At 68.3% G+C, this 15397-nt stretch carries 10 protein-coding genes; 4 read left to right on the top strand and 6 right to left on the bottom strand.

Annotated elements, in window-relative coordinates:
• Positions 1-119: 119 nt before the first annotated feature.
• The 5 genes from VF794_RS23860 to VF794_RS23880 all read right to left on the bottom strand — a co-directional run bounded on the left by VF794_RS23860 (position 120) and on the right by VF794_RS23880 (position 6594).
• The gene (locus VF794_RS23860; protein ID WP_331114162.1) at positions 120-2348 is read right to left on the bottom strand and encodes a metallophosphoesterase family protein; all 2229 of its coding nucleotides are present in this window, start codon (positions 2346-2348) and stop codon (positions 120-122) included.
• A 113-nt stretch (positions 2349-2461) separates the two neighbouring features.
• Positions 2462-3562 carry a hypothetical protein gene (locus tag VF794_RS23865; protein ID WP_331114164.1) on the bottom strand — a complete coding sequence of 367 codons (1101 nt, stop codon included), beginning with the start codon at positions 3560-3562 and terminating at the stop codon, positions 2462-2464.
• Positions 3563-3566: 4 nt separating this feature from the next.
• A complete protein-coding gene (locus VF794_RS23870) occupies positions 3567-4238 on the bottom strand; it encodes a hypothetical protein (RefSeq protein WP_331114166.1) in 672 nt (223 codons plus the stop codon).
• Between the two features lie 84 nt (positions 4239-4322).
• The gene (locus VF794_RS23875) at positions 4323-4904 is read right to left on the bottom strand and encodes a YdeI/OmpD-associated family protein (RefSeq protein WP_331114168.1); all 582 of its coding nucleotides are present in this window, start codon (positions 4902-4904) and stop codon (positions 4323-4325) included.
• A gap of 16 nt (positions 4905-4920) precedes the next feature.
• Positions 4921-6594, bottom strand: coding sequence for an RluA family pseudouridine synthase (locus VF794_RS23880; RefSeq protein WP_331114169.1), 1674 nt, complete (start codon positions 6592-6594; stop codon positions 4921-4923).
• A 214-nt stretch (positions 6595-6808) separates the two neighbouring features.
• Here VF794_RS23880 and VF794_RS23885 point away from each other — a divergent pair, with 214 nt between their 5' ends.
• Genes VF794_RS23885 through VF794_RS23900 form a run of 4 tightly spaced genes read left to right on the top strand, consistent with a single transcriptional unit; the run spans position 6809 to position 10822 of the window.
• On the top strand, positions 6809-7525 hold the full coding sequence (locus tag VF794_RS23885; protein ID WP_331114171.1) for a response regulator: 717 nt from the start codon (positions 6809-6811) through the stop codon (positions 7523-7525).
• Positions 7526-7530: 5 nt separating this feature from the next.
• Positions 7531-8964: a circadian clock protein KaiC gene (gene kaiC / locus VF794_RS23890; protein ID WP_331114173.1), complete on the top strand. Its 1434-nt coding sequence runs from the start codon at positions 7531-7533 to the stop codon at positions 8962-8964.
• Positions 8961-10400 carry a mannosyltransferase gene (locus VF794_RS23895; protein ID WP_331114175.1) on the top strand — a complete coding sequence of 480 codons (1440 nt, stop codon included), beginning with the start codon at positions 8961-8963 and terminating at the stop codon, positions 10398-10400. Before kaiC ends, VF794_RS23895 begins: the two co-directional genes overlap by 4 nt.
• A 38-nt stretch (positions 10401-10438) precedes the next feature.
• Positions 10439-10822: a VOC family protein gene (locus VF794_RS23900; RefSeq protein WP_331114177.1), complete on the top strand. Its 384-nt coding sequence runs from the start codon at positions 10439-10441 to the stop codon at positions 10820-10822.
• Between the two features lie 158 nt (positions 10823-10980).
• On the opposite strand, the gene VF794_RS23905 is transcribed toward VF794_RS23900, so the two are convergent.
• Positions 10981-15099, bottom strand: coding sequence for a protein kinase domain-containing protein (locus VF794_RS23905; protein WP_331114179.1), 4119 nt, complete (start codon positions 15097-15099; stop codon positions 10981-10983).
• Positions 15100-15397 lie beyond the last annotated feature (298 nt).

Below are 15397 nucleotides of genomic sequence, written 5' to 3' on the forward strand. Positions count from 1 at the left end.
GCGTGGTGCGAGGACATAGCAGTACTCGAAAGCCTGTAGACGCTCCAGCAGATCCTCATCCGCGGCGCGTCGGACGTAGAGGTTGTCGATGGGAATCGCGCCGGCCGTGGTGAACCCGCTCATGACTGCGTCTCTCCGCTCTCAACGCTGGCCAACTCGAGCACGTGTTGGGCGAAAGGAATCATCTCGAGGGTTCCGTTCCCGTGCCTCAGGAACAGACCACTCGCCAGACACGCTTCCTCCGGGGTGAGCTTGCGAGGCGTGGTCTTGAGGCGATTGGGCTGAGGGCGCACGATCCGGTTCTGGTAGGTGGGTGGAAGGGATTGCCAGAACTCCTCGGCTGTCTGTTTCACCAGCTCCGCCGCCTGGGTGATGAGATTCTGCGCGGACGAGTAGAGGACGCGCGCGCTCTCCTCGTTGTCCTGGCTTTCACGCAGCAGCTCCAGCCAGCGCTCTCCTTCCAGGGGTTTCGTCTCGAGGACGAGGCGGGTGAAGAACTCCGGATGTCCCTGGGTCTGCTGGTAGATCCAAAGCAGGGTCTCGTCCGCGTCCGTCCAATGCTCATGCTGCCGGGCCCATGCCAGGGCGGCCTCGCGGGAGAGGGGCTTGAGCTGGATTTCATGGAGGAAGGGCAGCAGGGAGGAGCCACCGGCCGGGTTGAGCAGGGTCGTGGCGCGGGGGAACCTGGAGGCCAACAACACGCGCAGCCCTCCGTCTGGCTGAGACCGGTAGCCGAGCCGATCGAAGGCCGCGCGCAGGTGGGCCTCGAAGTATCCCCGGATCGCCGGGTTCAACGTATCGAGCGACTCGAACATGAGAACCAGGACCACCTTTTTCTGCGAAGCGGCGCGCAGCCGTTGCAGGGTCTTCCGGATGGAGAGCTCGAACGTCGTCGAGGCGATGTTGTCCACCTGGGTGGCCTCGCTGATGTATTCCAGGATGCCCGTCAGCACGGGCTCCCAGTTCTTCTCGGACGACCAGGACACGAGATCGATCCGGATCGGGATCCTCAGATCCTCGGTGGTCTGGGCCTGGATCTCCTTCGTGAGCCATTGGACGAGGTGCGTCTTCCCAAAGCGGGAGGGAGCACGCAGGTAGACGCCACACCTTCCATCGCTCCTGGGAAGCGTCAACCTTTCGAAAATCTCATTCGCCTCCTGAATGGGAATGGGGCGGGGACTGACATCCAACTGCCTGGCTTCGTCCCGCACGTCCGCCCTGTCGTCTTGCGGCCCCCCCTGCTTCAGCCAGGGGCGGACGAGCACGCGCTTCTCAGGCAGGGCCTGGGTGTTTGGCTCCGTGGTCGGTTCGGGGCGGAAGACGAACGGTCTCTGATTGTGGAGGATGAACCTGGGGTACATGCGGAGCCTCGCTTCCCGCTGGCCCCCCGTGAAGGACAGGGCTCCCAGGGCATAGCCAAAGCTTGGGGGCTGCTGTTGCAGGTAACCATCGAGCCCCGACACCGAGCGTCCTTGGTAGAGCAGGGTCCGCTCACCCCAACCGGTGCCCCAATGACTTGCCTCCACGTCGTGCAGGTGGCCGCACAGGTGGAGCGCGATCTGATTCGGGGTAACGACGAACTCCTCGAGCCGGGCTCTCGGGTGCTCGTCGAGCCAGGAGGGGGGATGGTGGGTCAGCATCAGGCAGAGGTGATGTCGGTCGCACCACTCCGAGAGAGTCTGTCCTTCCAGGAGCGGCTCGAGCTGCTCCATGTAAAGCGCCAGCTTGCCCTCCTCGGGCCGCTGCTTGGAGGGCAGGTCATAGTAGGCCGAGTTCAGGGCGAGGATGCCCACCTTCAGGCCTTCCCTACTCGTCCAACTGGTGGCGTACTGGCCGGGAACGATGCCGGGGCCCCCACGGGCCAGGACCGGGAGGGTCGTGGTCTGGAGCCACTGCGTGTACGCGGCGAACGCCGTCGTGACGCGCTCGCGCAGCCAGTAGCCGCTCGCCGCGGAGCAGGGGTTGTCGAAGAACTGGTTGCGTACCTCTCCGGAGAGCGTGTGGAAGGTGCGCCAGAGGACGAGCTCATCGAGCGAGAGCTCCTGCCAGGCGAGGTCATGATTTCCGGGCACGGGCACCAGGAGTGGCTCGCGCTTGAGCACACCCTTCATTCGCCTCCAGAAGCGGTCCAGCAGCCCGTTAAGCGCCATGTACTGGGGGGAGAGGCCTGATTGGACCAGGTCTCCCGTGAAGAACACGAGATCGGGGGCTGGGAGCTTCTTGTCTCTCAAGAGCTGCTCGACATCACTGACGAGTAGCTCGAGGAGATTCTCCGGGTTGTACCCGTTCTTCGAAGCCCCAACGTGGACATCCGTGAGATGCAGCCAGGTGAGAGTGGCCTCGCTCATGCAGTGAGCCTACCCACATCGGGCGGTCATTAGGAATCCTGGGAGACGAGTGAAGCGGAACTGCCCGCTCAAAGGCCAACACTCGTACTCCCGTCCTCGGTGTCGCCGCGCGGTCAGTAAGCCCAGAGGCCGATGAAGTACCCGTGCGTCACCCGGTGGTTGAGCCACAGGGTGAGCACGGCGAGGGGCCAGCGCAGCCAGGCCGGGCGCGCGGCGAGCCAGTCTCCCAGCCAGAAGAGCAGGGGGAAGAGCACCGCGCCGAAGCGGAACGCGTTGTAGACGTCGCCCTGCGGCAACTGCACGGCCAGCGAGAGCAGCCCGTAGATTCCCAATGGCCGGCTCTCGCGCAGGAGCACCAGCGAGGTCACCAGCAGCACGGCGAAGAAGAGGCCCCGCAGGAGTGACCAGCCACGCAGGACCTGCCCGGGGTTTCCGAACCAGAGGGTGCGCAGCGCCTGCCACGCGGTGTCCACGTGGCCCCAGCTCGCCTGGGCATGGAGGTGCGCGAGCGGATCTCCAGCCGCGAGCCACTCGAAGGCGATCAGCCCTCCATAGGAAGCGAGTGCCAGGGCTCCGAGCCCGACGAAGCGGGTGAGTCGGTCACGGACCCCCTCCGCGCGCTCGGCCAGCAGGAGCGCCGAGGCCACGGCCACGAACACCCCCTGGTTGCGAGTCCACACGCACAGCGCGGCGAACAGCGCCGTTGGCCAGAAGCGTCCCTTCCAGGCGGAGGCGAACGCGCCGAGGGACAGCAGGAGGAACAGCCCCTCGGTGTGGTGCGAGTGCAGGGCGAAGCTGGCGGGGCTGTAGAGGAAGAAGAACCAGCCCCACACGGTCCGTGGCGCGAGCGGAGAGCCCACGCCCCGCCGCTGTACCCAGCCGGCGAAGGCCAGCAGGAAGGCGGTGGAGAGCACGCAGCCCAACACCGGGGCAGGCACCTCACCTCCGAGCAGCGTGCGCACGAGCCCCACCACCCAGGGGTAGAGCGGCAGGAAGGCCCAGAGCGGAGGCACATAGCCTCGCGTCACGAGGGTGCTGTAGTGGGTGGCGTCCCAGCGGTCGAGTCCCTCGAGCAGGGGGATGCCCCGGTGGAACGCGGTCCACGCCCACAGCCCGAAGTGGTGCGCCAGCATGAGCGCGGTGAGCCCCCACACGAGCCGGGTGCTCGGACGGGTCTCCCCGACCTTCGACTCCACCGCCTCCGCCGCTTTCATGCGCTCAGTCTTCCAGGTCCTTGCGGTGCCGCAGGCAGAACGCGCTTCCCAGCAGCGAGAGGCCGATGGTCAGGCTGGTGAAGGCCTCCTTCGGAGCCCCGCCGTGCAAGATCACCCACGACAAGAGCAGACTGCCCGAGCTCAACAGCACGAGGCCCAGGTTGCCGAGGTACTTCAGCCACCCCACGCGATATCGCTCGGCCAGGGCGGACAGGGCCGCTGGGAGGAGCATGACTCCCCCGAGGATCGCCAGCTCATCGACGGAGTTCCACCAGTCGCGCGTGCTCGACGCGACCAACACGCTCGGCAGCAGCGCGGCGAAAGCGGCCAGTCCCAGGCCCCAGCGTGCGGAGCGGGACAGCGCCCGGGCGCCGGGCTCGCGCATCCGCTCCAGCACCTCGGGTGGCACTTCGAGCGCATAGGGATAGCCGAGCGACAGGAGCGCCTCCAGCGCCGCGGGGCGCACCTGGCGCCCGTCCCGGCTGGTGAGCTCTCCGAGCTCCTCGTCCTGGAGGAGGCGCAGCAATTGGTCCGCCCGCTCGCGCGGGAGCTCTCCCTCCGCGAGGGGGCCGGAGAGCCTGCCCAGGAGCGCCTCCACATCGTCGTGGACCACCCCTGGGGAGCTGACCGTCTCCACCCAGTCCCGTAGCGGGAGCGTCTTCGGGCTGGGCTCCAAGGAGGCCAGTCCCCGCGGGGCGCTCTCGTCGGAAAGGGGAGGGGAGACTGCTCGGGTGCGCTCCATGGTGGGGACGAGCTTAGCTCACTCGTGGAGCTTCTTGTGCTCGCCGAGCATGGTGACGAACTGCGTGATGCGCCTCGCCCGGGTCTCGGGCTTCTTGGCGTCGTGGAGACGGAACAGGATCGCGTACCGGTTCGCGCTGTCCAATGAGGCGAAGAACTTCAAGGCCTTCGGGTTCTTCTCCAGCTCGCGCTGGAGGTCCTCGGGGACGGTGGCGTTCTTCTGGGAGTCATAGGCCGCGTCCCACCGGCCGTCGGCCTTGGCCAGCTCTACTTCCTTCAGGCCCGCCGGCTTCATGCGGCCCTGCTCGATGAGCGTGGCGATCTTCTCGCGGTTCACCTTGGACCACTTGCTCCTCGCCCTGCGGGGGGTGAACCGCTGGAGCCAGAACTGCTCATCGAACGAGCCCTTCTGTCCATCGATCCACCCGTAGCAGAGCGCGATCTCGAGCGCTTCCGCATAGGATACCGTGTCGATGCCCGAGCCATTCTTGGCGATCTTGAGCCAGAGCCCCTGGGACGTGGCGTGATGCTTGTCGAGCCACTTCTCCCAGGCCCGTTGCGATTCAAAGGGAACGATCGGCAGATCCTGCTTCGTACTCATGGGTGCTCACCTTGCCTCAGAAGGGCGCTGGCCGCTCGAAGGAGACGCGCTGTCCCGACTCCGGGTGCTGGAACGAGAGCGACTCCGCGTGCAGGTGCAGGCGGCTGTCCGCGTGCCCATAGAGGCGGTCTCCGATGATGGGTGCCCCGAGTCCGAGGGGATGCGCCGCATGGACGCGCAGTTGGTGGGTTCTCCCGGTGAGGGGGAAGAAGGCCACGCGGGTGCGCCCTCCGCGTCGCTCGAGCACCTGCCACCGGGTGACCGCGGACTTGCCGTGCACGGGGTCGTGAATCTGCCGGGGCCGGTCGTCGAGGTCGACACGCATCGGGAAGTCGATGGTTCCCTGCTCGCCCCGGACGTGTCCCTCGACCCAGGCCACGTAGCGCTTGTGGACCTCGCGGCGGGCGAACTGCCGCTGCAGCTCCGCGTGCGTGCGTGCATCGAGCGCCGCGACGAGCAGGCCCGAGGTGTCCAGGTCGAGCCGATGCACGAGGAGCGGACCCGTGGCGTGCGGATACCGGGCGCGCAGCCGGGCGAGCACCGAGTCCGTCACCGAGGCGTCCTTCCCGGGGATGGAGAGCAGCCCCTGGGGCTTGTCGACCACGACGACCCACGCGTCCTCGAAGACGATGGACAGCTCCTCGGCCACGACGGACGGTGGCGAGAAGGCGCGGCGAGACGCGACGCGCAGGCCCTCCAGCATGAAGGGGAGGAGGGGCCCGCACTTGTCCCGGCAGGCGGCATAGAACGCGCCGGCGACGCGTCCCCCCGAGGACGGTGGAGCGCCCCACCAGAACTCGGCGAGCGCGAGCGGACGCAGGCCGTGCGTGAAGGCATGGGCGAGGAGCTTCGGTGCCGCGCAGTCGGCGGCGCCCGAGGGAGGCTCTCCGGGGGCGAACAGGGCCCGCAGGGGACGCCGCTCGTCCCGCGCATTCGGGATGCGATAGGTGTCGTGGATGCGCTTCATCAGCGCGCGACAGACGATCCGCCGCAGGCGCTCGAGGGCCTGAAGCCGCCGCTCCAGCCGCGCTCTCCTCGGCACGAGCGCCCGACGCTCCTCCTCCCGCGCCGCCTCCAACCGGCGCCACTCCGCCTTGTCGCCCCGGCTCTCCTGATCGAGCGCGTGGAGGGCCTCGCGCTTCTCGGCCTCCGCGAGCACGTTCGAGGCCGTGAGCTCGGCCCGTCGGGCATGGCGTCTCCGCCGGTTCTCCTCGTGCCGGGCACGCAGTGCCGCTCGCTCCGCCGTGTGGCGGGCCTCCTGTGCTTCATGGGCGGTCCGCAGGGAGACGAGTTCCGCTGAGGTCCGGAGCGCCTCGGCGCGGGCGAACAGCTCCTTCACCACGCTCTCGCCCGCGGGCTCCACCTGGGCACGGGCCTCGCGATCGAAGAGCGGCGGGACGAAGCCCGCGAGCTCCCATCGCCCGGCGAGCATGCCGGAGAAGGACCGCAGGAACCCGATGCGCCCATCGGGCTGTCGGACGACCAGCACGCCGAACATCTTGCCGCCCTCGGGGCCATCGAGCGTCGCGGTCGGAATTCCCGGGGCGATGAAGCCCGCTCGGAGCTCCGCCTGCATCACCTCCGCGGCCTGGCGCGCCAGGGCGTGGGGGCCGAGCTCGTCAAAGGGGCTCGGGAAGACCCCGGCGAGCGCGTCGGGGGTATGTTGCAGCTCAAAGGGGGTGATCCACATCTCCACGGCACTCCCGGGTACCACGAAACCTGGACGGAAGGAGACGCCCCTCGGCTGCTTGGACTTCCGAGGAATTTTTCCTCTGCTCCCTCGCGTTGATCTACCTCCACCCGTGTCCTGCTCCTCGCGGGTTTAAGGGAACAAGACCCCTGAACTCTGGTATGGGGACCTCGCTGAATTTATTACGAAATTTGGGTCGAGCCTGGGAGCACGCGTGGCATCTTTGGGACTGCGAGTGATGTACGTCGAGGATGACCCGGACATCCGCGAGGCACTCCAGGAAGTGCTCGAGGCGGCCGGCTACAACGTCACCGTGGCGGCGACAGCCGGTGAAGGGCTCGCGGCGCTGCGCCGGGAGTCGTTCCACCTCGTGGTCACCGACTACAACCTCCCGGACTTCGATGGGGCTCGCATGCTGGCCCAGGCCGCGGAGGAGGGCTTCCTCAACTGTGAGTCGCTCGTCCTCACCGGGGCCTCCCATCTCGAAGGCACGGCGGGCTACCGCGTCATCCGCAAGCCCATCGACGTGGACAAGTTTCTCTTCAAGCTCCACGAGATCCTCGCCCCGGTGCGCGACCGCGAGCTCGTGAGGACCAAGGATCATCTGGAGCGGACCCAGATGAAGCAGGAGGTTCACAAGGCGGCGAAGGTGGATCTCGTGCTCTACATCAGCGAGGCCTCCCCCGTGTCGCTGCGAGCGCTGCGCAACCTCGAGAAGCTGCTCGCCGGCTACGAGCGCTCCCAGGTCCAGCTCCAGGTCGTGGATCTCTCCAAGGAGCGCCCCCCCTCGTTCGACGAGGACCGGATTGCCTTTACCCCCACGCTCGTCAAGCGCGTTCCCTCGCCGCGGGCCTATTACCTGGGAGCCCTGGATCAGATCCAGGCAGTGACCGACCTGCTGAGTGACGCACGGGTCGAACGGAAAAGATGAACACAATGCAGAAGGTGCCAACAGGCGTACCCGGGCTCGACACCATCACGAACGGCGGCCTTCCCAAGGGACGAACCACCCTCTTGACGGGCAAGAGCGGTGCGGCGAAGAGCATCCTCGCCCTCCAGCTCGCCAATCAGTTCGCCCGCTCGGGGCTCAAGACGATGGTGTTCACCATCGAGGAGACTCCGGCGGATCTCATCACCACCGGAGACGGGCTCGGCTTCGGGACCTCGGAGCTGGTGGCGCAGGGCAAGCTCCGGTTCACGGACCTCACCTTCCCGCTCGATGCGAATACCATCATCACGGGGGAGTACGACATCGCCGCGCTGGTGCACCGCATCGAGGCGGCGGTCACCGAGTTCGGTGCGCAGGTGATCGTCCTGGACTCCGCCACGGCGCTGTTCAGCCCCAAGCCGCCCGAGGAGCGGCTCCGGCACCAGTTCTTCGAGCTGGTGCGCACCTTCCGACGGCTCGACCTGACGGCGCTGGTGACGGCGGAGGCGCCGGACGATTACGGCGCCCGGACGACGCTCGGCGTCGAGGACTTCGTGTGTGATGTGGTGCTCATCCTGCGCAACCTGGTGGACAACGAACGCCGGCGGCGGACCCTCGAGGTCCACAAGTACCGGCGCAGCGCCCACCAGAAGGGGGAATACCCCTGCACCATCACCGGCAAGGGGCTGATGGTGTTCCCCTTCGGGGTGCAAGGCACCCCCGAGGCCCGCCCCACCACGAGCCGCTTCTCGAGCGGTTTCGCGGGTCTGGACACGATGACCAACGGGGGCTGGCTCCGAGACTCCATCACGCTGCTGCGAGGGCCCTCGGGCAGCGGGAAGACGACGCTGGCCGGCATGTACGCGCGGGCCGGGGCGGCCCGCGGCGAGCGGGTGGTCTACTACGGCTTCGAGGAGACGTACGGCATCCTCATGCGCAACTTCGCGAGTCTCGGCCTGCCGATGGAAGAGCTGGTGAAGAAGGGGCACCTGCGCGTGGAGTGCAGCTACCCCGAGGCCACCAGCCCGGAGGATCTCCTGGTGAACCTGCGCAAGAGCCTCGAGGACTTCGAGCCGTCCCTCATCGTCCTCGACAGCATCTCCTCCATCGCGCACTCGACGTCCGCGCGGGGCTTCCGCCAGTTCATCATCGGCTTCTCGTCCCTGGTTCGGGAGCACAGCCGCAGCGCGCTCCTCACCCAGACCATCACGGTCCATCAGGACGACTCGGCGGCGCCGTTCCTCTCCACCATCCCCGACGCCATCATCGCGCTGGATTATGAGCGGCGGGACCGGAAGCTCGCGCGCAGCATCAGCGTGGTGAAGATGCGAGGCTCGGCGCACGCGGAGGACACCTACCTGATGCACATCCGTCCCGGGGGGCTGTCCGTGGAGGCTCCGCACGACTCGCACGCCGAGGCGGAACTCCAGACGCGCAGGTGAGCCCCAACCCGCCACCCCGCGAGCCCGGCTCTCCCACCTCGCACGTGCCTGTCGGGCGCTGGCTGGTGCTCTGCACGCTGGCGGCCCTCCCCAGCATCCTGGCCGTCGTCCAGCTGGGGCGCGTCCACCCGGACGAGGTGTACCAGGTGCTGGAGCCCGCCTGGTACCGCGCCCACGGCTACGGCGTGCTGGCGTGGGAGTGGAAGGAGGGCCTGCGCAACTGGGCCATCCCCGGCCTGTTCTCCTGGCTGTTGCGGCTGTGCGACGTGCTGGGCATCGGCCATCCGCTCGGGTACCGGGCGGTGCTCGCGTTGCCCCAGTACGCGCTGCACCTGGCGGCCCTGGCCGCCGTGGAGCGGTGGTCGCGGCGCACCCTGCCGGTGCGCGAGGCCTGGTTCGCCACCGCGCTGGTGGCCCTCTACCGCCCGGTGCTCGACTACGCGGGGCGCACGCTCAGCGAGTCCTTCTCCGCCGCCTTCCTGGTGCTGGCCTTCGAGCGGCTGGCCGCGTCCGGGTCGGGGGAGGCGCCAGCGCGACAGACACGCCGGGGCGTGGTGGCCGGCGCGTTGCTGGGGCTGGCGGTGGTCTCCCGGTATGGCTCGATGGTTTTCGTCGTCGCGTCCCTGGGCTGGCTGCTGGCGGGGCGCCAGTGGCGCGTCCTCGGGGGCTGGGTGGCGGGGGGCGCGGGAGTCGCCCTGGGCCTGGCGGTGCTTGACTGGCTCACCTGGGGCATGCCCCTGCACTCGCTGTGGGCCTATACCGCCTTCAACGTCTTCTCCGGGAAGTCGGCGGAGTGGTTCGGCGCCGAGCCCGCCGACTTCTATGTGCCCATCTGGCTGAAGGTGCTCCCGTTGTGGAGTTGGCTCGGCCTGTGGGGGGTGCTCCGGCGCCACCGGGGCGCCCTGTTGTACCTGGGGTGCTCGGCGTTCTACCTGGTGGCCATCAGCGCCACGGGCCACAAGGAGGAGCGCTTCCTCTACCCGGCGGTGGTGCTCTGGGTCGTGGGGACCGCGCCGGCCGCGGTGGAGCTGCTCGCGTCGCTCCGAGGCGTCAAGGCACGGACCGTCGCCGCGCTGGGGGCGTTGGCCGTCTCGCTGGCGATCTTCAAGCGGATTGATCCACCGAAGAAGAGGGAGCACTTCCAGGCCATCGTGCGCGCGACCCGCTCACCCGAGGCGCGGGGCCTGCTGATCCTCAACGAGGTGCCCAACGAGAGCGTGTGGGGAGCGGGGGGCTACTTCTATATCGGCAGGCACATTCCCTGGCTGACGGCGGACCGGCCCGAGGACGAAAACTTCCAGACCGCGATGCGTGACTCCACCTACAATCGGGTGGTGACGTTCCGGCGTCTGGCGGTGCCCGAGCTGGAGCGGCATGGCTTCTCCGTGGTGGAGGAGCTCGGTCGGGCGACGGTGCTCGCACGCGAAGCGCGATAGCTGGACCGCAATCCCTTCCGCGTCATCTGGAGGTCGTGATGAAGATCAACCTGACGAGTGTGGTGGTAGACGACCAGACCAAGGCCCTGCGCTTCTATACGGAGGTCTTGGGTTTCATCAAGAAGACCGAGCTGCCGGCCGGGGAGTTCAGATGGTTGACCGTCGTCTCGCCCGAGGGGCCAGCCGATGTCGAGTTGTCCCTCGAGCCAAACGTCTTCCCGGCCGCCAAGGTCTATCAAAAGGCTCTCTTCGAGGCAGGCATCCCCTGGACGTCATTCGCCGTGGAGGATTGCCAGAAGGAGTATGAGAGGCTGACGAAGTTGGGTGTGGTGTTCCGGTCCAAGCCAACACAGGCGGGGCCGGTCACCATCGCCATACTCGAGGATACGTGCGGCAACCTCCTCCAACTCCATCAGGTCTGATCACCGTGGCGTCCCTGGCGTCTCCGCCAGGGACGAACCTCACGAGGTTCTACGGGCAGCGTGCCGAGACGTACCTTGTTCCACACGTTGGTGCTGCCCCAGGGGCCGCTGGCGCTGGTTCCGGTGGTCTGGCACACGAGTGTGACGGCTGGCATCCTTCATAGGGCCATGTCCTGGCCCTGGGAGAGCTGCTCGAGAAGAGTCCGGGCCTCGCGCAGGTCGGTCGAGTCGAGCCCCGCGTCGAACTGGTGGCAGAGCCTGGACAGCCGCTGGTGTGCGGTCTCCCGCTTCCCCTGGTCCCGGAGTTGGCGGCACAGGCTCGTCATGGCGCGCAGCTCGAAGGTACCGGCGTGCTGATGGCGGGCCAGGGCGAGTGCTCTCAGGAAGCAGTGCCGCGCTGCGTCCTCCTGGCAGATGGACCGCAGGCCCTCGCCGTGGAGCCGGTGGAGCTCCGCCTCGAAGGAGCACTCCTCCGTCCTCTCCGCCCACACCAGTCCCTTCTGGGCCTCCGCCACCGTCTCGTTGCTCTTCCCCATCATCAGGTAGACCTCCCCGAGCATGCCGTGGAAGGCCGGCATGCCGCTGCGGATGCCCATGGCTTGCCAGCGCTCGAGGTGGGCGTGGAGCACCGGGTACTCCTCCAGCCTCCCCATCCGGGCCAGCGCCCAGCTCCGGGTGATGGTCGACCATTCGTGCCACAGCAGGAAGTGGTTCTCGTGGGAGAGCGCGATGCACTCCTCGGAGCGCTCCACGGCCTGCACCAGGTCCAGGCGGAACTGGCAGCCGAAGGCCACGTACGTCAGCACGTAGGCCAGGGTATGCGGGTGGGCGATTTCCCGGGCCAGGGCCACGGCCTCGCGGCCGGACTCCTCGGCCAGGTCAGGGTGGCCGAGCGCCGAGTGGACGACGGAGGCATAGGCCAGCACCACGGCGCGGGGGTTGACCCAGTGCCTCACGGCGAGGTCGCGGTGTTGCTCGAGGGAGAAGTCCGAGCAGGCCAGCGCCGCCTTCACTTTCGCCAGGGCCTCGGTCATGTGGCCGTGGGTGAAGAGGATGGTGGCGATCATCCGGTAGCCCAGGGTCAGTACCTCGCGGTTGTCCTGGCGCCGCCCCACCTCCACCGCCTTCTGCCCCAGCTCGTGCGCCTCGCGGAAGCGGGCCCGGGCGAACAAATAGGAGTAGAGGCCCCAGCTCCAGTCCGGCAGTGCCACCCGCCCCGGCTTGTCCATTTCCTCCAGGAAGAGCGCGTGGGCTCGCGCATAGGTGCGCTCCAGCTCGGGCGAGGCGAAGCCCTGGCTCTGCATCAGGGGAATGCCCAGGGCGAGGAGCAGCTTCAATTCCTCGCTCCGGCGGCGCGGGGGCTCGGGCAGGCCGTGCACCAGCGCCAGCGCCTGCTGGAAGTGATTGATGGCCTCCAGGTTGGCCGAGCGCCCGAGGGCACGCGCTCCGGCCCGGGCCCAGTAGCGCAGCGCCGGCTCGGTGTCCGCCGCCTGGGTGTAGTGCCAGGCCAGCACTTCGGGACACGCCTCGACGACCTTGGGGAAGCGCTCCATCAGCGTCTGGGCGATGCGCCGGTGGTGCTGGCGGCGTGTGCCGCGCAACTGCGAGTCCCAGGCCGCCTCCTGGATGAGCGCGTGGCGGAACTGGTAGCCCGGCTCCGCGGCATTCTCCTGTGGCTCCAGCAACCCCGCCTCGACCAATCCGTGCAACTCCTCGCGCAGCGTGGGCTCGTCGTGTCCGGTGAGGGCCGAGAGCAGGGCGAGGTTGAAGCTCCGCCCCACCACCGCGCACAGCTGCACCAGCGCCTTGCGTGCCAGGGGCAGCGTGTCCAGCCGCGCCATCAGCAGCCCGCGCAGGGTGGCGGGGATGGGAGTCTCCACGCCCGGTGCGGACTCCAGCACCCGGTGCGTCAGCTCCTCGATGAAGAGGGGAATGCCATCCGTGCGCTTCACGAGCTGGAACACCAGCCCCTCCGACAGGGTCCGGCTCCCGGCCGTCTTCCGCACCAGGTCCGCCGTCTGCTCCGGCGCCAGGCGCTCCAGGGTCATCTGGTGCATCCAGGGCCGTGGGGGCCAGGCGGGGCGGAAGTGGGGACGCACGCTCAGCAGGAGCAGCACGGGGTGGGGCTCCAGGTGCTCCACCAGGAAGGCGAGGTACTCCAACGTGGACGGGTCCGCCCAGTGCAGATCCTCGATGATGTACAACACGGGGCCCTCGAGGGCCACACGCCACAGCAGCTCCATCAGGGCGCGGAGGGTCTCCTCCTTCTGTCGTTGCGGGGGGAGCCGCAGATGGGGCGACGCCTGGGCCACGGGCAGCGAGAGCAGCGAGGCCACCGCGCGCGTCTGCTCCGGGCTCAAGCCGCGCAGGGCCATCCTCCGCTCCACCCAGCGCAGGTTCTGCTCGGGGGGCGCCTCCGGATCCAACCGCAAGATGTTCCTCAGCATCTCCACGATGGGGGCGAAGGCGCTGGCCTGGGACCGCAGCCAGCACTGGGCGCGGAGCACCAGGCCCTGTTGGGGCAGGAGGCGCTCGCTCCACTCCAGCAGCAGGCGTGACTTGCCAATGCCGGCCTCGCCCTCGAGGAGGACACAGGCCCCGTGGCCCTGGCGGCTCCACTCCCAGCACGACTGGAGCCGCCGCAGCTCCGACTCCCGTCCCACCAACGGGGTGAGGCTTCTGGAGGCCCGGGCCTGCTCGAAGCGCAGCGCCGTCTGGCGCGCACCTTTCACGTGCCAGGTCTCCACCGGAGGCGCCCGTCCCTCCGCGGGCAGGGGCTCGCGCGCCTCGGCTTCGAAGGAGCCCGGCACCAGCGACCAGGTCGTGTTGCTGAGCAGCACCGTGCCCGGCTCGGCCCGCCGTGCCAGCGCGGAGGCCACCCGGGGCGCCTTGCCCTGGATGGAGAGCGTGTGCTCCCGCGGCTCCGGTTGAAGGTCGTCGAACACCACCGAGTCCGTGTGCAATCCGACCTGCACCGCCACCGTCTCCAGGGGCGTGCCGGGGCACTCCTGTTTCAAGGTGGACGGGAGCTCCCGGGACAGCTTCAGGCCCGCATGGACGGCTCGCTCCGGGTCCTCCTCTCGGGCCAGCGGGTAGCCGAAGCAGGCGAGCACCTCGTCTCCCATGAACAGGGCGGGCAGTCCCCCGTCCCGCAGGATGAACCGGGAGGCAAGCCGGTGGAAGGCGGACTCCACCTCGTCGACGTCCTCGGAGCCCAGGCGCTCCACCAGCTCGGACAGACCCACCAGCCGGCACACCAGGAGCGTCACCTGCCGGCGCTCCGGGGCGAGGTGGCGTGACGACTCCCGCCAGGGGCCAAGCTCCTGCACCAGTCGCCGCAACCGCTCGCGCAGCTCGGCCGAGGACGGGCGTTGGGAGGGCTCCTTCGCCAGCATGGCCATCACCAACCGCGCCACGTCCTCGGGCAGCTCCGGCAGGTGCGCGCGCACCGGGGACACGGGCTCCGGGGAGAGAACCCGCTTCTCCAACTCCCGTCTCGTGGAGCACTGGTATGGGGGCTTGCCGGTGAGCAGCTCGTGGAAGAGCACGCCCGCCGCCCACACGTCGGTGTGCTCATCCTGTGCTCCACCCCTCCATTGCTCGGGCGCCATGTAGAGAGGCGTGCCGGCCTTGGGCAGGTGGGGAATGTCGGAGGACTCGGCCGCCACGTGGGCCAGGCCAAAGTCCAGCAGTGTCACCCGCCCCTCGCGGGTCAGGAAGACGTTGCTGGGCTTGAGATCCCGGTGGATGACGTGGTGCGCATGCGCGTGCGCCAGCCCCGAGGAAATTCCGTACAGCAACTCCACGGCCTGTCTCAAACCCGGACGCCCACGCTTCATCACGGCGGCGAGTGATTCCCCCTCCAGGCATTCCATGACCAGGAAGGGGACACGGGGGTACCCCGGCCCCTTGCTCCATTCCGCGACATCATGGATGCGGACGATGTTCTCGTGGTCGAGCCGAGCGATGGCTCGGGCCTCGCGCAGCAGGAGCTCGGAGGAGTCCCGTTCCTGTCGGGGCGCCAGGAACTTCAGGGCAACGGTGCGCTGGAGCTGCTCGTCCCAGGCGCGGAAGACCTGGCCCATGGCGCCCGCGCCCAGCTCTTCCAGAATCTGGAAGCGGTGGTCCTCGGGCCCGCCCAGTCGCTCTCCCCGCTGGGGCACCGGGAACACAATCTCGGGGCGGGCGAGGGCCTGGAGCAGGGTGTCATCGCTGTCCAACTCCTCCAGTCGGGAAGACAGGTACTGCTCGTCCCCCTGCATGTGGTCCTCTTGCATGCTGCCCTCCGCCTTCCGTAAGAGCCGACGCCTTCCTCGAACATGGGGATTCGGGCGGAAGAGATGCACGAGGGCTTCTCGAGAGCATCGAAGGGTTGGGTGGAGCTTGGGGGGGGTGGAGACGAGCGGGGGCCTGAAAACACCGAGGCCAGCAACCCCTGACGAATCTCCTCGCCCTATGCGTTGCGCACGGGCCGCGGGCTTGCGAGTGTGTTGACTCTACGACACACTTCGTCCGTGGACGACTCATGGGAGAAGTGGCGCGCTCGCTCCGAGGCAATGCGCCCCGAGCGCTTCA

The sequence above is a fragment of the Archangium sp. genome (assembly GCF_036389735.1).
Taxonomy (GTDB): Bacteria; Myxococcota; Myxococcia; order Myxococcales; family Myxococcaceae; genus Archangium.

Excerpts from the sequence above, each read along its gene's own strand:
- VF794_RS23880 (WP_331114169.1), bottom strand. The coding sequence starts at position 6,594 with ATGTGGATCACCCCCTTTGAGCTGCAACATACCCCCGACGCGCTCGCC.
- VF794_RS23900 (WP_331114177.1), top strand. The coding sequence starts at position 10,439 with ATGAAGATCAACCTGACGAGTGTGGTGGTAGACGACCAGACCAAGGCC.
- VF794_RS23905 (WP_331114179.1), bottom strand. The coding sequence starts at position 15,099 with ATGCAAGAGGACCACATGCAGGGGGACGAGCAGTACCTGTCTTCCCGA.
- VF794_RS23865 (WP_331114164.1), bottom strand. The coding sequence starts at position 3,562 with ATGAAAGCGGCGGAGGCGGTGGAGTCGAAGGTCGGGGAGACCCGTCCG.
- VF794_RS23860 (WP_331114162.1), bottom strand. The coding sequence starts at position 2,348 with ATGAGCGAGGCCACTCTCACCTGGCTGCATCTCACGGATGTCCACGTT.
- kaiC (WP_331114173.1), top strand. The coding sequence starts at position 7,531 with ATGCAGAAGGTGCCAACAGGCGTACCCGGGCTCGACACCATCACGAAC.
- VF794_RS23875 (WP_331114168.1), bottom strand. The coding sequence starts at position 4,904 with ATGAGTACGAAGCAGGATCTGCCGATCGTTCCCTTTGAATCGCAACGG.